This window comes from Serratia sp. AR11 (assembly GCF_056376275.1).
The window spans coordinates 5433902-5451859 of record NZ_CM150739.1 but is presented as its reverse complement, the minus strand read 5'-3'; the positions used below and the strand labels follow the sequence as shown (position 1 = coordinate 5451859).

Genomic DNA, 17958 nt, shown 5'->3' with positions numbered 1-17958 from the left:
GCATTTATGCAACCTTTACTGCAACTGAAAGGGATCGATAAAGCCTTTCCCGGCGTGAAGGCGCTTTCCGGCGCCGCACTCAGCGTTTATCCCGGCAAGGTGATGGCGCTGGTGGGGGAAAACGGTGCCGGGAAATCCACCATGATGAAAGTGCTGACCGGTATTTATAACAAAGACGCCGGCAGTCAGTATTTTCTCGGTAAAGAGGTGGCATTCACTGGGCCAAAGGATTCGCAAGAAGCGGGTATTGGTATTATCCATCAGGAACTGAACCTGATCCCGCAGTTGACGATCGCGGAAAACATCTTCCTCGGCCGCGAATTTGTGAACCGTATTGGCCGCATCGACTGGAAGCGCATGTATGCCGAAGCCGACAAGCTGTTGGCGCGGTTAAACCTGAGTTACAGCAGCCACCGGCTGGTGGGCGAGCTGTCGATCGGCGATCAGCAGATGGTGGAAATCGCCAAGGTGCTGAGCTTCGAATCCAAAGTAATCATTATGGATGAACCGACCGACGCGCTAACCGACACTGAAACCGCCTCTTTATTTAAAGTGATCAACGAACTGAAGGCCGAAGGACGCGGCATTGTTTATATATCGCACCGGCTGAAAGAGATCTTTGAAATTTGCGACGACGTCACGGTGTTTCGTGACGGGCAGTTTATTGCCGAGCGTCCGGTCAGCGAGCTGCAGGAAGATTCGCTGATAGAAATGATGGTCGGCCGCAAGCTGGAAGAACAGTACCCACGCCTGAATCTGCCGCGCGGTGAAAAACGGCTGGAGGTCAGCCAGGTTTCCGGTCCGGGAGTGGATGACGTCAGCTTTACCCTGTACCGGGGCGAAATTCTTGGCGTCGCCGGGCTGATGGGCGCCGGGCGTACCGAACTGATGAAAATTCTCTACGGTGCCGCACCGCGCAAATCCGGTACCGTCAGCCTCGACGGTCGCCCGGTGGTGACCCATTCTCCGCAGGACGGTCTGGCGAACGGCATTGTGTATATCTCAGAGGATCGCAAGCGCGATGGTCTGGTGCTGGGGATGTCGGTGAAGGAAAACATGTCGCTGACCGCACTGCGTTATTTCAGCCGTGCCGGCGGCAGCCTGAAACAGGCAGAAGAGCAACAGGCCGTGGGTGACTTCATCCGTTTGTTCAATATCAAGACGCCGTCGATGGAACAGCCGATTGGCCTGCTCTCCGGTGGTAATCAACAGAAAGTGGCGATCGCCCGTGGCCTGATGACGCGGCCAAAGGTGCTGATCCTCGATGAGCCGACGCGCGGTGTCGACGTCGGTGCAAAAAAAGAAATCTATCAGTTAATCAACCAGTTCAAGCAGGAAGGGCTGAGCATCATTCTGGTGTCTTCGGAAATGCCGGAGGTGCTGGGCATGAGCGACCGCATCCTGGTGATGCACGAAGGACATCTCAGCGGTGAATTCCCGATTGAACAGGCCACCCAGGAAGCGTTGATGGCTGCGGCCGTTGGCAAGCAATACGGCGTAAAGCAGGAGTAATCAGATATGAGTTCCCAGAGTGCGGCAAAACGCTGGTTCAGTAAAGAGTGGCTGTTAGAGCAAAAATCACTGATTGCTCTGCTGGTGCTGATCGCCGTGGTCTCTTCAATGAGCCCGAATTTCTTCACCGTAAACAACCTGTTCAATATTCTGCAGCAAACCTCGGTGAACGCCATTATGGCGGTGGGGATGACCTTGGTGATCCTCACTTCCGGCATCGATCTGTCGGTGGGATCGCTGCTGGCGCTGACCGGTGCGGTGGCGGCGTCGATCGTCGGTTTTGAAGTTAACGCGGTGGTGGCCGTGGCGGCAGCGCTGGCATTGGGGGCGGCAGTCGGCGCCTGTACCGGGGTGATCGTGGCCAAAGGCAAGGTGCAGGCGTTTATTGCCACTCTGGTGATGATGCTGCTGTTGCGCGGCGTCACCATGGTGTACACCAACGGCAGCCCGGTGAATACCGGCTTTACCGACGTGGCCGATACCTTCGGATGGTTCGGCATCGGCCGTCCGCTGGGCGTTCCCACGCCAATCTGGATTATGGCGATCGTGTTTATCGCCGCCTGGTACATGCTGCACCATACTCGTCTGGGCCGTTATATTTATGCCCTGGGCGGTAACGAAGCGGCGACCCGCCTGTCCGGCATCAGCGTCGATAAAGTGAAGATTATCGTTTATTCGCTTTGTGGACTGCTGGCGGCGTTGGCGGGGGTGATCGAAGTGGCACGCCTGTCTTCCGCGCAGCCAACCGCCGGTACCGGGTATGAGTTGGACGCCATTGCCGCGGTGGTGCTGGGTGGTACCAGCCTGGCCGGTGGCAAGGGCCGTATTGTTGGTACGTTGATCGGGGCACTGATCCTTGGCTTCCTGAACAACGGTCTGAATTTACTGGGTGTTTCTTCCTACTACCAAATGATCGTGAAGGCAGTGGTGATACTGCTGGCGGTTCTGGTAGAGAACAAAAGCAACAAATAACCTCCCCCTACAGGAATCACGATGATGAAAATGAAAAAACTGGCAATTCTGGCTTCAGCCTTCGCGCTGAGCGCCTCCCTTAGTGCTAACGCGCTGGCTAAAGACACCATCGCGCTGGTGGTTTCTACCCTGAATAACCCGTTCTTTGTGTCAATGAAAGAGGGCGCACAGCAGGAAGCCAATAAGCTGGGTTACAACCTGGTGGTGCTGGACTCGCAAAATAACCCGGCGAAGGAACTGGCGAACGTACAGGATCTGATGGTGCAGGCGCCCAAGCTGCTGCTGATTAACCCAACCGACTCCGATGCGGTCGGCAACGCTATCAAGATGGCCAACCAGGCCAAGATCCCGGTCATCACCCTGGACCGTGTGGCGAGCAAAGGTGAAGTGGTCAGCCATATCGCTTCTGATAACCGCGTCGGCGGTAAAATGGCCGGTGACTTTATCGCTAAAAAAGTGGGTACGGACGCTAAAGTGATCCAGCTGGAAGGGATCGCCGGTACTTCCGCCGCCCGTGAACGTGGCGAAGGTTTTAAACAGTCGCTGGATCAGAACAAATTCAAACTGCTGGCCAGCCAGCCGGCAGACTTTGACCGTACCAAGGGCCTGAACGTGATGCAGAACCTGCTGACCGCTCATCCGGACGTGCAGGCGGTATTTGCCCAGAATGATGAAATGGCGCTGGGTGCGCTGCGTGCGTTGCAAACCGCCGGTAAAACAGACGTGGTCGTGGTAGGCTTCGACGGCACCGCTGACGGCGTGAAAGCGGTTGAAGGCGGCAAACTGGCTGCGACCGTGGCGCAGCGCCCGGATCAGATCGGCGTAATCGGCGTAGAAACGGCGGATAAAGTGTTGAAAGGCGAAAAAGTGCCGGCCACTATCCCGGTTGATCTGAAACTGGTCACTAAATAACATTCTGTAGCACCAGCGCCATCAAAACGGGGCGTTTATGATGGCGCACAATTCAGGAATCAATGCGATGGCAACAGGTAAGCTGGTGGTTTTGGGCAGTATCAATGCCGACCATATCCTTAATATTGAGCAGTTTCCCCGTCCGGGTGAAACGGTGATCGGGAAGCAGTATAAAGTGGCGTTTGGCGGCAAAGGCGCCAACCAGGCGGTGGCGGCAGGGCGCAGCGGCGCGGATATCGCTTTTATCGCCTGCGTGGGCGCTGATGACATCGGCGAACGCATTCGTCAGCAACTGGCTACCGATCGCATTGATACCCAACCGATAGAGGCGATTGCCGAAAACACGACCGGCGTAGCGCTGATTTTTGTTAATGCTGAAGGCGAGAACGTGATCGGCATTGATGCCGGCGCCAATGCGGCAGTGACTCCTGACTATCTGGCTCGCTACCAGCAAAAAGTGATCGATGCCGACGCGTTGTTGATGCAGCTCGAGTCTCCGCTGGAGACGGTTATCGCCGCCGCCGGCCTGGCGAAACAGCATCAGACTCAGGTGATCCTCAATCCTGCGCCGGCACGTGAACTGCCGGACGAATTATTGGCAATGATCGATATGATTACGCCAAACGAAACCGAAGCCCAGCGCCTGACCGGTATTGCGGTCAATAATGATGATGATGCCGCGCGTGCCGCACAGGCTTTGCATGATAAAGGCATTGCCACTGTGATCATCACCCTCGGCAGCCGTGGCGTTTGGCTGAGTGAAAACGGCAAGGGTAAGCTGGTGCCCGGCTTCAGGGTTAAAGCCGTAGACACCATCGCCGCCGGTGATACCTTCAACGGGGCGCTGGTCACGGCGCTGCTGGAAGGCAAAACCATGGCGGATGCGGTACGCTTTGCCCATGCGGCGGCGGCCATTGCGGTGACCCGTCCAGGTGCTCAGCCTTCCGTACCCTGGCGCGAAGAGATCGACACCTTCTTGCAGCAGCAGGAGTAATCCCCTTGGCCACCATGAAAGACGTCGCCCGCCTGGCGGGCGTTTCAACCTCGACGGTCTCGCACGTCATTAATGACAATCGCTTTGTCAGCGACAGCGTGCGGGCCAAAGTCATGGCGGCCGTTGAACAACTGAACTATGCGCCTTCTGCGCTGGCGCGCAGCCTCAAACTAAACCAGACGCGTACCATCGGTATGCTGGTTACCTCCAGCAATAACCCGTTTTATGCCGAAGTCGTGCGCGGCGTTGAGCGCAGTTGCTATGAGCGTGGCTACAGTCTGATCCTGTGCAATACCGAAGAAGATGCCGCACGCATGAATCGCAACATGGAGACGCTGTTGCAAAAACGCGTCGATGGCTTGCTATTAATGTGCACCGAAAATCATCGGCCATCGCAGGACGCGCTGAGTCGTTATCCTTCGTTGCCGATCGTCATGATGGATTGGGCGCCGTTCGAAGGGGCCAACGATATCATTCAGGACAACTCGCTGCTGGGCGGTGAGATGGCGACCGATCACCTGATCGCCCGTGGGTATCGCAAGATTGCCTGCATCGCCGGCCCACAGGATAAAACTACCGCGCGCCATCGGCTGGAAGGCTACCGTCGCGCCATGCAACGCGCCGGATTGGCAGTCTTGCCGGGGTACGAAGTGCACTGCGATTTTGAGTTTGAAGGCGGCGTGGATGCCATGAAGCAACTGCTGGCGCTGGCTGAACCCCCGCATGCGGTATTCGCCGGTAACGATGCGGTAGCCGTAGGTGCCTATCAGGCGCTGTATCAGGCCGGATTGTCGGTGCCGCAAGACATGGCGGTGATGGGCTACGATGATATAGAGCTGGCCAAATATCTGGCCCCACCGTTAAGTACTATTCACCAACCGAAAGATTCACTGGGGGAGTTGGCGATTGATACGCTGATTAACCGCCTGCAGAACCCGGACCGCGAAGCCCAGGTTCTGGTGTTGACCCCTGAGCTGGTGGAGCGTGCTTCGGTCGGTTACCGTTAACCCGCGGTTTTAACCGGTTTCTTCGGGTCCTGGCCGCTGATCAGGTTACGGCCGTCCTTTCTTCTCAGTAACATAAACACAAACGCCGAGGCCACGGTGACAATCCCCATGGTAATAAAGGTGTAGTGGAAGTGATCGACCATGGTCCCCAGCGACATGGTTTGATAGAAACGCAATACTGCCGCGCTGATCGCCACCCCGAAGCTGATGGAAAGCTGTTGAGTTACTGCCAGCACGCTATTGCCGGAGCTGGCGTTGGCGTCATTCAAATCTGCCAGGCTGATGGTATTCATGGCGGTGAATTGCGTAGACATCGCCATCCCCAGCACGAACAACGGCAGGATCATCAACCACAGCGGCATTCCTGGGCTTTGCAGCGCAAACTGGGCAATCAGCACGCCAATAATGACGGTGATGCCGACCAGCGTTTTACGATAACCGAACCAGCGCAGCACCTGAGTGACGGTGGATTTCGCCATCAATGATCCGACCGCGGTCGGCGCCATCATGCAACCGGCAATAATCGCCGAGTAACCGAAACCCACCTGCAACATCAGTGGCATCAGGAAGGGTACACAGCCGGTGCCCAGCCGTGAGGCGACGTTACCGGCAATCCCCACCGAGAAGGTTCGGGTCTGGAACAGGTCCAGGCCAATCAACGGTTGAGGATGCCTGCGGGCATGGGCGATATAGCCGAACAGCATCACCACGCCGCTGAGCAGAATGCCCAATGAGATATAGCTGGCCAGCACCTGCTCACCAAACAGTTCCAGCCCGGTAGAAACCAACACCAGGCTCAGGCCAAACAGCATAAAGCCAATGAAGTCGAAGCGGCGCTTGGGGGTGGTAAAGTCCGGCATATATTTACGCGCATAGAAGATGCCGAGCAGGCCAATCGGGATATTGATAAGGAAAATCCAGTGCCAGGTGGCGTAGGTCACCAGCCAACCGCCCAGCATCGGCCCCATGATCGGCCCAACCAGCCCCGGCATGGTCACGAAGTTCAGCACCGGTAACAGCTCGCTGCGTGGGTAGGCGCGCAGCAGAGCCAGGCGCGCCACCGGCATCATCATCGCACCGCCGACACCCTGAATGACTCGTGAAGTTACCAACAGGCTTAACGTCGGAGAAAGCGCACACAGCAGCGAACCGAGAGTAAACAGAGAAACGGCGATGATAAACACCCGGCGGGTACCGAAGCGATCCGCCAGCCAGCCGCTGACCGGGATCAGCATCGCTACCGTCAGGGTATAGCTGATAACCGCCGACTGCATCGCCAACGGCGAGCGCTCAAGACTTTGGGCTATCGCCGGCAACGCCGTATTGAGGATGGTGGCATCCAGTGCCTGCATAAAGAACGCCATGGCGGCGATCCAGGGTAGTCCTGCCATACTGCGCGCGGATTTAGTCATTGTGAGTTCCGGTTAACTGTCGTCTTCGTCCCTTTCATCTTCTTCTATATATAAGTAGGGGCGTTAGTCTTTCTCTCTGAGCAAAACCTGGCAGGCGGTTAATGCCTCCGCGCTGTCACCGGCGAGTATCGCATCGACGATGGCCTGGTGGTGCTGGAGCTTAATTACTTCGTTGCCGGTGATGGCGCGGAAGTAACTTTGATATACCGAACTGAACAGATTGGCAAATGAGGTCAGAAATGGGTTGCCGCTGGCTTCATAGATGAGCTGGTGGAATTGGGTATCCACCTGGATCCAGTGCTCTCGGTCGAACTGGATATGCAGGGCGCGCATTTCCGCCATCAGTTCGGCCAGTCGTGCGGTTTGCTGATGGCTGGCATTGGCCGCCGCCAGTGAGCAGGCCTGAGGTTCCAGAGAGGTGCGCAATATAAGGAAGTGCTGCATGACCTGATCGAAGTTTTCCTTGGTCATCCACCAGGTCAGCAAATCCTGATCGAGAAAGTTCCACTGGCTTTGCGGCATCACCCGGGTCCCAATGCGTGGTCGGGGCAATAACATGCCTTTGGCTGCCAGCATCTTCACCGCTTCGCGTACCGCCGTGCGGCTAACGCCGAATTGTTCGCCCAGTTCCATCTCTCCGGGCAGGATGCTGCCGGCCTGATAATAGCCTGCCAGAATTTGTTGGCCGAGTTTTTCTGCAAGTAGATAAGAAAGATTGCGTTGGGCGGCCTGTTGTTGAGCATTAAATTGCATGGCTGCGAGTCCTTAACTGACATTGTTACTCTTATTTTACTCTACGGATCGCCAGCTTTTGTGGCTGTTTACCGGAAAAAGTGACGAAAACGCTGACTTGTGCAGCGCTTTGTTGAAATAATCCGCGCTTGAAAAGTTTTTTGCATTTAGGGGTTGCGGCCTTCTGAGAACTCCCTATAATGCGCCTCCACTGACCGGGAACAACGACTCCTCTAACGAGAACCAAGTCGCCCAGTCGGAAAGAGAAAAGCGAAATAAACGCTTGACTCTTCGGGTGAAAAGCGTAATATACGCCACCTCGAGATAGCAAGCTACGGCGGCTAACTCACTGCTCTTTAACAATTTATCAGACAATCTGTGTGGGCACTCCACAAGACGATATCCAGAACCTTCGGGTTCGAAAAAATATCAAGTCTTGAAGAGTGACCAAGCAATAAGTTGTTTTGTTGGCTTGTCCAACTGAATGACTATTACGAAAGTTAATTTTCGAGCATCGCTTCACGAGTTGAAGCAAATCAAGCTTTTAATTGAAGAGTTTGATCATGGCTCAGATTGAACGCTGGCGGCAGGCCTAACACATGCAAGTCGAGCGGTAGCACAAGAGAGCTTGCTCTCTGGGTGACGAGCGGCGGACGGGTGAGTAATGTCTGGGAAACTGCCTGATGGAGGGGGATAACTACTGGAAACGGTAGCTAATACCGCATAACGTCTTCGGACCAAAGTGGGGGACCTTCGGGCCTCACGCCATCAGATGTGCCCAGATGGGATTAGCTAGTAGGTGGGGTAATGGCTCACCTAGGCGACGATCCCTAGCTGGTCTGAGAGGATGACCAGCCACACTGGAACTGAGACACGGTCCAGACTCCTACGGGAGGCAGCAGTGGGGAATATTGCACAATGGGCGCAAGCCTGATGCAGCCATGCCGCGTGTGTGAAGAAGGCCTTCGGGTTGTAAAGCACTTTCAGCGAGGAGGAAGGGTAGTGTGTTAATAGCACATTGCATTGACGTTACTCGCAGAAGAAGCACCGGCTAACTCCGTGCCAGCAGCCGCGGTAATACGGAGGGTGCAAGCGTTAATCGGAATTACTGGGCGTAAAGCGCACGCAGGCGGTTTGTTAAGTCAGATGTGAAATCCCCGCGCTTAACGTGGGAACTGCATTTGAAACTGGCAAGCTAGAGTCTTGTAGAGGGGGGTAGAATTCCAGGTGTAGCGGTGAAATGCGTAGAGATCTGGAGGAATACCGGTGGCGAAGGCGGCCCCCTGGACAAAGACTGACGCTCAGGTGCGAAAGCGTGGGGAGCAAACAGGATTAGATACCCTGGTAGTCCACGCTGTAAACGATGTCGACTTGGAGGTTGTGCCCTTGAGGCGTGGCTTCCGGAGCTAACGCGTTAAGTCGACCGCCTGGGGAGTACGGCCGCAAGGTTAAAACTCAAATGAATTGACGGGGGCCCGCACAAGCGGTGGAGCATGTGGTTTAATTCGATGCAACGCGAAGAACCTTACCTACTCTTGACATCCAGAGAATTTGCTAGAGATAGCTTAGTGCCTTCGGGAACTCTGAGACAGGTGCTGCATGGCTGTCGTCAGCTCGTGTTGTGAAATGTTGGGTTAAGTCCCGCAACGAGCGCAACCCTTATCCTTTGTTGCCAGCACGTAATGGTGGGAACTCAAAGGAGACTGCCGGTGATAAACCGGAGGAAGGTGGGGATGACGTCAAGTCATCATGGCCCTTACGAGTAGGGCTACACACGTGCTACAATGGCGTATACAAAGAGAAGCGAACTCGCGAGAGCCAGCGGACCTCATAAAGTACGTCGTAGTCCGGATCGGAGTCTGCAACTCGACTCCGTGAAGTCGGAATCGCTAGTAATCGTAGATCAGAATGCTACGGTGAATACGTTCCCGGGCCTTGTACACACCGCCCGTCACACCATGGGAGTGGGTTGCAAAAGAAGTAGGTAGCTTAACCTTCGGGAGGGCGCTTACCACTTTGTGATTCATGACTGGGGTGAAGTCGTAACAAGGTAACCGTAGGGGAACCTGCGGTTGGATCACCTCCTTACCTAATGATATTGATTGCGTGAAGTGCTCACACAGATTGTCTGATAGAAAAGTAATGAGCAAAAGCGCTACCTGTTGATGTAATGAGTCTCTGACTCATGCTGATACGAACCGATTAAGACGAGAGTCTGATCGGAATTTCGTGTCCCCATCGTCTAGAGGCCTAGGACACTGCCCTTTCACGGCTGTAACAGGGGTTCGAATCCCCTTGGGGACGCCATTCCGATAATGAGTGAAAGACATTATCACCGGTGCTTGCTGCGCCGAAAATATCTTAAAGATGACTTTAACGAGTCGTGTTTAAGATATTGCTCTTTAACAATCTGGAACAAGCTGAAAATTGAAACATGACAGCTGAAACTTACTCCTCCGTAGAAGTATTGGAGTAAGGATTAACCTGTCATAGAGTCTCTCAAATGTAGCAGCGCAATTGTGTCTATTTGTTTACAAGAGACGCTTTTGGGTTGTGAGGTTAAGTGACTAAGCGTACACGGTGGATGCCTAGGCAGTCAGAGGCGATGAAGGGCGTGTTAATCTGCGATAAGCGTCGGTAAGGTGATATAAACCGTTATAACCGGCGATACCCGAATGGGGAAACCCAGTGCAATTCGTTGCACTATCATACGATGAATACATAGTCGTATGAGGCGAACCGGGGGAACTGAAACATCTAAGTACCCCGAGGAAAAGAAATCAACCGAGATTCCCCCAGTAGCGGCGAGCGAACGGGGAGGAGCCCAGAACCTGAATCAGTTCTTGTGTTAGTGGAAGCGTCTGGAAAGTCGCACAGTAAAGGGTGATAGTCCCGTACACTAAAATGCATTAATTGTGAGTTCGATGAGTAGGGCGGGACACGTGACATCCTGTCTGAATATGGGGGGACCATCCTCCAAGGCTAAATACTCCTGACTGACCGATAGTGAACCAGTACCGTGAGGGAAAGGCGAAAAGAACCCCGGCGAGGGGAGTGAAATAGAACCTGAAACCGTGTACGTACAAGCAGTGGGAGCCTACTAGTTGGGTGACTGCGTACCTTTTGTATAATGGGTCAGCGACTTATATTTTGTAGCAAGGTTAACCGTATAGGGGAGCCGTAGGGAAACCGAGTCTTAACTGGGCGAATAGTTGCAAGGTATAGACCCGAAACCCGGTGATCTAGCCATGGGCAGGTTGAAGGTTGGGTAACACTAACTGGAGGACCGAACCGACTAATGTTGAAAAATTAGCGGATGACTTGTGGCTGGGGGTGAAAGGCCAATCAAACCGGGAGATAGCTGGTTCTCCCCGAAAGCTATTTAGGTAGCGCCTCGTGAACTCATCTTCGGGGGTAGAGCACTGTTTCGGCTAGGGGGCCATCCCGGCTTACCAAACCGATGCAAACTCCGAATACCGAAGAATGTTATCACGGGAGACACACGGCGGGTGCTAACGTCCGTCGTGAAGAGGGAAACAACCCAGACCGCCAGCTAAGGTCCCAAAGTCATGGTTAAGTGGGAAACGATGTGGGAAGGCATAGACAGCCAGGATGTTGGCTTAGAAGCAGCCATCATTTAAAGAAAGCGTAATAGCTCACTGGTCGAGTCGGCCTGCGCGGAAGATGTAACGGGGCTAAACCATGCACCGAAGCTGCGGCAGCGACGCTTAGGCGTTGTTGGGTAGGGGAGCGTTCTGTAAGCCGTTGAAGGTGGCCTGTGAGGGTTGCTGGAGGTATCAGAAGTGCGAATGCTGACATAAGTAACGATAAAGCGGGTGAAAAACCCGCTCGCCGGAAGACCAAGGGTTCCTGTCCAACGTTAATCGGGGCAGGGTGAGTCGACCCCTAAGGCGAGGCCGAAAGGCGTAGTCGATGGGAAACAGGTTAATATTCCTGTACTCGGTGTTACTGCGAAGGGGGGACGGAGAAGGCTAGGCTAGCCGGGCGACGGTTGTCCCGGTTTAAGCGTGTAGGGGGAGTGACCTGGTAAATCCGGTTGCTTATTCAACCCTGAGGCGTGATGACGATGCACCACGGTGCAGAAGTAGTTGATGCCAAGCTTCCAGGAAAAGCCTCTAAGCATCAGGTAACACAGAATCGTACCCCAAACCGACACAGGTGGTCAGGTAGAGAATACCAAGGCGCTTGAGAGAACTCGGGTGAAGGAACTAGGCAAAATGGTGCCGTAACTTCGGGAGAAGGCACGCTGGCGCGTAGGTGAAGAGACTTGCTCTCGGAGCCGAAGCCAGTCGCAGATACCAGCTGGCTGCAACTGTTTAATAAAAACACAGCACTGTGCAAACACGAAAGTGGACGTATACGGTGTGACGCCTGCCCGGTGCTGGAAGGTTAATTGATGGGGTCAGCCGCAAGGCGAAGCTCTTGATCGAAGCCCCAGTAAACGGCGGCCGTAACTATAACGGTCCTAAGGTAGCGAAATTCCTTGTCGGGTAAGTTCCGACCTGCACGAATGGCGTAATGATGGCCAGGCTGTCTCCACCCGAGACTCAGTGAAATTGAACTCGCTGTGAAGATGCAGTGTACCCGCGGCAAGACGGAAAGACCCCGTGAACCTTTACTATAGCTTGACACTGAACATTGAGCCTTGATGTGTAGGATAGGTGGGAGGCTTTGAAGCGTGGACGCCAGTCTGCGTGGAGCCAACCTTGAAATACCACCCTTTAATGTTTGATGTTCTAACTCGGCCCCGTGATCCGGGGTGAGGACAGTGTCTGGTGGGTAGTTTGACTGGGGCGGTCTCCTCCCAAAGAGTAACGGAGGAGCACGAAGGTTAGCTAATCACGGTCGGACATCGTGAGGTTAGTGCAAAGGCATAAGCTAGCTTGACTGCGAGAGTGACGGCTCGAGCAGGTACGAAAGTAGGTCTTAGTGATCCGGTGGTTCTGAATGGAAGGGCCATCGCTCAACGGATAAAAGGTACTCCGGGGATAACAGGCTGATACCGCCCAAGAGTTCATATCGACGGCGGTGTTTGGCACCTCGATGTCGGCTCATCACATCCTGGGGCTGAAGTAGGTCCCAAGGGTATGGCTGTTCGCCATTTAAAGTGGTACGCGAGCTGGGTTTAGAACGTCGTGAGACAGTTCGGTCCCTATCTGCCGTGGGCGTTGGAAGATTGAGAGGGGTTGCTCCTAGTACGAGAGGACCGGAGTGAACGCACCACTGGTGTTCGGGTTGTCATGCCAATGGCATTGCCCGGTAGCTAAGTGCGGAAAAGATAAGCGCTGAAAGCATCTAAGCGCGAAACTTGCCTCGAGATGAGTCTTCCCTGGGAACTTGATTCCCCTGAAGGAACGTTTAAGACTAAGACGTTGATAGGCTGGGTGTGTAAGTGCAGCGATGCATTGAGCTAACCAGTACTAATGATCCGTGAGACTTAACCTTACAACACCAAAAGTGTTTTGATTTGAGAGATTTTCAGCGATGTTCCGAGATTGGTTCTGGTGGTTACTGAGGTAACGGCCAAGAATGAAACAGAATTTGCCTGGCGGCAATAGCGCGGTGGTCCCACCTGATCCCATGCCGAACTCAGAAGTGAAACGCCGTAGCGCCGATGGTAGTGTGGGGTCTCCCCATGCGAGAGTAGGACACTGCCAGGCATCAATTAAGCCAAGAGGCCATCCGCAAGGATGGCCTTTTTGCTGTGTGCAAAAGACAAAAAAGACGCAGCTACGCTGCGCCTTTCAGCCATTCGGTGATGAAATCGGCGATGCTCTCCGGTTGGTTGAGATCCAGGGATCTTGTCTTGACCGCTATCGATTTATCGCTGGCAACGGCGATAACGAACTCATCCAACATATCTTCAAGCGGCCTGCCTATCTCTTCACGATAGAGAATGATTTTACTGATGGGCTCATGTTTAAACCCCTCGACTAAAATCATATCCACCTTGCTACGATCAAAACGACTGGCCAGATACTGAAGATCCAAAGGTTGCTGTTCCGGCGTTTCGGTCATTAATGCCCAGCGACGATCGCTGGCGACCAAGGTTTGGTCGGCGCCCGCTTTGCGCAGTTCATAACTGTCTTTGCCTGGTGTATCCACGTCCATATCATGATGCGTATGCTTGATCAGTCCTACGCGGATTTTCCGCTGCTTTAATAAAGGAATTAATTGCTTAAGCAGCGTAGTTTTACCCGTTCCGCTATAGGCGGCAATCGCCAGCAGGGGGGGAAGAGCATTATGCATTGGTGAGTCCTTTTTCCTGCTGCCAGCGCAGGCAGTCTTCCCGGGTATTAAGATTATGGAATGCTGCTTGTTGGCCACTGAACGCTATTTGTCGCGCACCTGCCGCATCCAGGAACAACATCAACTTGCGTTCCCCACGGGCCAGATACTCTTTTAACTGAGGCGCCAGGCTGGTATGCAACAGTGCCAGTGTGGGGTGTGCCCGCTCTCCATCGCTGGCATAGGCGGCCAGAGAGCTGCCTTTCTGTTGCCAGAGTTGATCAACCAGCGTAGCGGGAAAATCGGGGACGTCGCAGGGGACAAAAACGACCCATTCGGTGGCCGCGTGTTTCAATCCGGCCAGCATACCTGCTAGCGGGCCAGAAAAGTCTGGTGTCAGATCGCTGACGATTGGCAGACCGCTTTCACCATAGCGCGCCTGATTACGATTGGCACTGATGGCCATCAGGCTTACCTGCGGGCGTAACCGAGAAAGTACGTACTGATACAGAGGTATGCCGGCAATCTGAATCAGGCCTTTATCTTCCCCGCCCATACGTGTGGCGCGCCCACCGGCTAAAATAATGCCGGTAATCTCCTCATGCATATCCATCATCCCGAATTTATGGCTAACGCCCTGATTGTAGCGCTAAAGAGGGGGCGACATCAGGATTTACCTTTATTGACAAGCTGCTTCTTTCACTGCGTTGTTAAGCCTGTTACTTTGTGTGTTTATTGATTCTATTGGATGATATTGCGATGAAAACGCACCGCGTAAACGAGCTGATTGAGCTGCTACAGCCGGCCTGGCAGGAAGATCCGGATCTTAACCTGATCCCGTTTTTGCAAAAGCTGGCACAGGAAGCCGGTTTTCAGGGCAATCTGGCTGACCTGAGCGATGATATCCTGATCTACCATCTGAAAATGCGTGGTAGCGCCGGCACCGAACAGATCCCTGGCCTGAAAAAGGATTACGAAGAAGACTTCAAAACGGCATTGCTTCGTGCCCGTGGGGTGATCAAGGATTAGCATTCGTGCGCTAAGGTGAACCAGTTACTCGTGAAACCTGCCATTAATGCTACTATTTCTCATTCCCGGCACAGTGATGTCACCAACCGAAACCGAATGTTGTTATGAACAACTCAGCTTTTAATTTTCAGACCCTGTCGCCCGACCTGATTATGGACGCGTTGGAGGGTGTTGGTCTGCGCGTAGATTCCGGGCTGACAGCGCTTAACAGCTATGAGAACCGCGTCTATCAGTTTATGGACGAAGATCGTAAGCGTTACGTGGTGAAGTTTTATCGGCCTGAACGCTGGAGTGCAGAGCAAATTGGTGAAGAACATCAGTTCTCTCATGATCTTGCCCTGGCAGAGATCCCGGCAGTTGCGCCACTGGCCCTGCAGGGCCAAACGCTGCATACACACAGCGGTTTCTTTTTTACTGTTTTTCCCAGCGTTGGCGGGCGGCAGTATGAGATCGATAATCTCGATCAACTGGAGTGGGTGGGGCGTTTCCTGGGGCGTATTCATCAGGTAGGCAGTGAAAGCCTGTTTGTGAAGCGCCCGACAATGGGCATTGAGGAATATCTCACTGCGCCACGTCAGGTATTGGCTAGCTGTGAACTGTTGCCGAAGGCCCAGCGCGAAAATTTCCTGAATGCGACCGACAGGTTGATTGAGGCGATTAAGCAACATTGGCATCTGGACTGGCAGCTGCGACGTTTGCACGGTGATTGCCACCCGGGCAATATCCTGTGGCGTGATGGTCCGCTGTTTGTTGATCTGGATGACGCGCGAAATGGGCCGGCAATACAGGATCTGTGGATGCTGTTGCATGGTGAACGTCGCGATCGCTTGATGCAGTTAGATATTCTGCTGGAAGCTTACTCCGAGTTTGCCGAGTTTGATCAAAGTGAATTAGCGTTGATCGAGCCGCTGCGGGCCATGCGCATGGTGTACTACCTGGCATGGGTTGCTCGCCGTTGGCAAGATCCCGCGTTTCCTAAAAGTTTTCCGTGGATGGCGGAGTCTGATTTTTGGTTATCTCAGACGGCGGCATTCACCGAGCAGGTTAAGCTGTTGCAGGAACCCCCTCTGCAGCTGATGCCAATGTATTGAAGCTTTAACACAATGGAGAGTTTAGTCTTATGAAGAAAATATGGTTGGCACTCGTTGGCATGGTAATGGCATTCAGTGCCTCGGCTGCGCAATTTAGCGATGGTACTCAGTACGTAACCCTGGATAAGCCGGTGACCGGTGAACCTCAGGTACTGGAGTTCTTTTCCTTCTATTGCCCGCACTGCTATCAGTTCGAGCAGGTGTATCACGTTTCCGAAAATGTGAAAAAAGCGCTGCCTGCGGGCACTAAAATGACCAAGTACCACGTTGAATTCCTGGGGCCGTTGGGTAAACAACTGACTCAGGCCTGGGCTGTGGCAATGGCGCTGGGCGTGGAAGATAAAGTTAGCCCGCTGATGTTTGAAGCGGTGCAGAAAACCCAGACCGTGCAAACTCCGGATGATATCCGCAATGTGTTTGTGAAGGCTGGCGTGAGTGCGGCTGATTATGATGGGGCCTTGAACAGCTTCGTGGTTAAATCTCTGGTGGTTCAACAAGAGAAAGCTGCAGAAGATCTGCAACTGCGTGGTGTGCCGGCAGTATTTGTTAACGGCAAATACATGGTTAAAAACGATGGCCTGGATACCAGCTCGATGGATGCTTACGTGAAGCAATTCGCCGAAGTGGTTAAATTCCTCAGCGAGCAGAAGTAACCGAAATTTAAAGTGAAAAGCCGGCTTAGCCGGCTTTTTTTACTTTACGATTGCTTCAACTTATCCAGCAGCCGGTCTTTATCCTGCCACAGTGTATTCAGCCAAAGCTGGAAGCGCCGCTTAAACTGCTTATCGTTAAAGTAATCGCCATGCATGGTTTCATCGACTGGCAGCAGCTCAATTCTTACCACCACGCGTTTCAATCGTCCGCACAGCATATCCAGAAAAGGCCGCTCAGTATTCTCAGGATAAAGCAGGGTGACGTTTAACACTTTATCGAACTGCTTACCTAATGCACTGAGTGTAAAAGCAATGCCGGCGGCTTTTGGGGCCAGTAAATTGCGGTAGGGCGAGTTGGTTTTAATTTTCTTGGCTTCAGTAAAGCGCGAGCCTTCTACAAAATTGACGATGGTGGTTGGGCGCTTACGGAATTTTTCGCAGGAACGGCGCGTGGTTTCGATGTCATTACCGCGTTTTTCTGGGTGTTTAAGCAAATAGGCACGTGAATAACGTTTCATGAATGGCATATCCAGCGCCCAGCAGGCCAGGCCGACAAAGGGCACCCAGGCTAGCTGTTGCTTAAGAAAGTATTTATTCATTGGAATATGGTTACGGAACAACACGCACAGCACCACAATATCCGACCAACTTTCGTGATTGCTGATCAGCAGATACCAGTTTTTTCGTTCCAGCCCTTCCAGCCCTTCAATATCCCAACGCAATTGCCCATTAATGCGTAATAGCAGTGCCAACCCTACGCACCAGCACCACATCATAAAATCGGCAAAGGCTGAGATACGTCGCCAGACGGCAGGAAAGGGCACCAGTAGCTTAATGATACCGGCCAGCGTGATCGGGACTGAACAGAGTACGGTCACCAAAATGGCGAGCAGGGCAGAAAGTATAAAAATAACAGGGGATAACAATCTTGGCATGGTTATGGGCTGACGGTTGTTGGTAACAGCGTTACATGCCGGTATGCATGAACAAAAAAATATTTTAACAGAAACCATAGGGGGAAAGCGCCCGTTAACAGTAACTGTTTTAAAGAGGAGGAAATAGGCATTTGCTGCGTTTTCGTGCAACTTGCTCATCTTGTGCTATGGTAATTGAGGCGCCAAATTTGATAAATAGTGCGATTAAAATTGGGTGCAAGATATATCCACAAATTGTGTAAAAGTCGATAAATACCCTCAATTAAAATAACGCAATTTAACGCAGTGATTTCAATAGGAATTTTATTTGCGCTTATAACGATAAATGCATCGTTATAATTTGCTGTCTTTTCTATGCACAAAGTTATCCACAGGCAGGATCTTGCGGATCGCTTCGCAAGATCGCATGATTTTCATCTTCATTGCACTCTAAGGTTCGTCTCCAGCGGCCAGCTATGGC

13 protein-coding genes, 1 tRNA gene and 3 rRNA genes are annotated in these 17958 nt (G+C 53.1%); 12 read left to right on the top strand and 5 right to left on the bottom strand.

Features of this window, described 5'->3' with window-relative positions; all coding sequences use genetic code 11:
• Positions 1–6 precede the first annotated feature (6 nt).
• From rbsA to rbsR, 5 genes are all read left to right on the top strand, one after another.
• Entirely contained in the window at positions 7–1512 is a 1506-nt protein-coding gene (rbsA, locus tag ACSOSI_RS25700) for a ribose ABC transporter ATP-binding protein RbsA (RefSeq protein WP_112362308.1), read from the top strand.
• Positions 1513–1518: 6 nt separating this feature from the next.
• Positions 1519–2484: a ribose ABC transporter permease gene (rbsC, locus tag ACSOSI_RS25695; protein ID WP_012147567.1), complete on the top strand. Its 966-nt coding sequence runs from the start codon at positions 1519–1521 to the stop codon at positions 2482–2484.
• Between the two features lie 24 nt (positions 2485–2508).
• Positions 2509–3396, top strand: a complete 888-nt coding sequence (rbsB, locus tag ACSOSI_RS25690) for a ribose ABC transporter substrate-binding protein RbsB (protein ID WP_041419089.1) — start codon at positions 2509–2511, stop codon at positions 3394–3396.
• A gap of 67 nt (positions 3397–3463) precedes the next feature.
• Positions 3464–4390: a ribokinase gene (rbsK, locus tag ACSOSI_RS25685; protein ID WP_261409516.1), complete on the top strand. Its 927-nt coding sequence runs from the start codon at positions 3464–3466 to the stop codon at positions 4388–4390.
• 5 nt (positions 4391–4395) lie between these two features.
• Complete coding sequence (gene rbsR / locus ACSOSI_RS25680) at positions 4396–5397, top strand: ribose operon transcriptional repressor RbsR (protein WP_012147564.1); 1002 nt, start codon at positions 4396–4398, stop codon at positions 5395–5397.
• Here the strand turns inward: rbsR and mdtD are convergent.
• Both mdtD and ACSOSI_RS25670 read right to left on the bottom strand, forming a co-directional pair.
• Entirely contained in the window at positions 5394–6809 is a 1416-nt protein-coding gene (gene mdtD, locus ACSOSI_RS25675; protein ID WP_012147563.1) for a multidrug transporter subunit MdtD, read from the bottom strand. The two genes, rbsR and mdtD, sit on opposite strands and share 4 nt — an antisense overlap.
• 63 nt (positions 6810–6872) lie before the next feature.
• Positions 6873–7562 (bottom strand): FadR/GntR family transcriptional regulator, encoded by a 690-nt coding sequence (locus ACSOSI_RS25670; protein WP_476706353.1) that lies wholly within the window; start codon positions 7560–7562, stop codon positions 6873–6875.
• Between the two features lie 524 nt (positions 7563–8086).
• Here ACSOSI_RS25670 and ACSOSI_RS25665 point away from each other — a divergent pair.
• The 4 genes from ACSOSI_RS25665 (at position 8087) to rrf (ending at position 13222) form a co-directional block, all read left to right on the top strand.
• A 16S ribosomal RNA gene (locus ACSOSI_RS25665) occupies positions 8087–9629 on the top strand.
• A 143-nt stretch (positions 9630–9772) separates the two neighbouring features.
• Positions 9773–9848: transfer RNA gene (locus ACSOSI_RS25660), tRNA-Glu, on the top strand.
• Positions 9849–10098: 250 nt separating this feature from the next.
• A 23S ribosomal RNA gene (locus ACSOSI_RS25655) occupies positions 10099–13007 on the top strand.
• 99 nt (positions 13008–13106) lie between these two features.
• A 5S ribosomal RNA gene (gene rrf, locus ACSOSI_RS25650) occupies positions 13107–13222 on the top strand.
• The 16S, 23S and 5S rRNA genes sit together here with 1 tRNA gene alongside, the layout of an rRNA operon.
• A gap of 70 nt (positions 13223–13292) precedes the next feature.
• Here the strand turns inward: rrf and mobB are convergent.
• Together mobB and mobA are read right to left on the bottom strand one after the other, a co-directional pair.
• Positions 13293–13811: a molybdopterin-guanine dinucleotide biosynthesis protein MobB gene (mobB, locus tag ACSOSI_RS25645; RefSeq protein ID WP_476706352.1), complete on the bottom strand. Its 519-nt coding sequence runs from the start codon at positions 13809–13811 to the stop codon at positions 13293–13295.
• Positions 13804–14397 carry a molybdenum cofactor guanylyltransferase MobA gene (mobA, locus tag ACSOSI_RS25640; RefSeq protein ID WP_476706351.1) on the bottom strand — a complete coding sequence of 198 codons (594 nt, stop codon included), beginning with the start codon at positions 14395–14397 and terminating at the stop codon, positions 13804–13806. The genes mobB and mobA overlap by 8 nt, the downstream gene beginning before the upstream one ends.
• A 152-nt stretch (positions 14398–14549) precedes the next feature.
• Between mobA and ACSOSI_RS25635 the strand changes: the two genes are divergently transcribed.
• The 3 genes from ACSOSI_RS25635 to dsbA all read left to right on the top strand — a co-directional run bounded on the left by ACSOSI_RS25635 (position 14550) and on the right by dsbA (position 16563).
• Complete coding sequence (locus ACSOSI_RS25635) at positions 14550–14819, top strand: YihD family protein (RefSeq protein ID WP_012147559.1); 270 nt, start codon at positions 14550–14552, stop codon at positions 14817–14819.
• A gap of 104 nt (positions 14820–14923) precedes the next feature.
• A complete protein-coding gene (locus tag ACSOSI_RS25630; RefSeq protein ID WP_476706350.1) occupies positions 14924–15910 on the top strand; it encodes a serine/threonine protein kinase in 987 nt (328 codons plus the stop codon).
• A 29-nt stretch (positions 15911–15939) separates the two neighbouring features.
• Entirely contained in the window at positions 15940–16563 is a 624-nt protein-coding gene (dsbA, locus tag ACSOSI_RS25625) for a thiol:disulfide interchange protein DsbA (RefSeq protein ID WP_112363675.1), read from the top strand.
• Between the two features lie 44 nt (positions 16564–16607).
• Here dsbA and ACSOSI_RS25620 read toward each other — a convergent pair whose 3' ends face one another.
• On the bottom strand, positions 16608–17498 hold the full coding sequence (locus ACSOSI_RS25620) for an acyltransferase (RefSeq protein WP_012147556.1): 891 nt from the start codon (positions 17496–17498) through the stop codon (positions 16608–16610).
• Between the last annotated feature and the right edge of the window lie 460 nt (positions 17499–17958).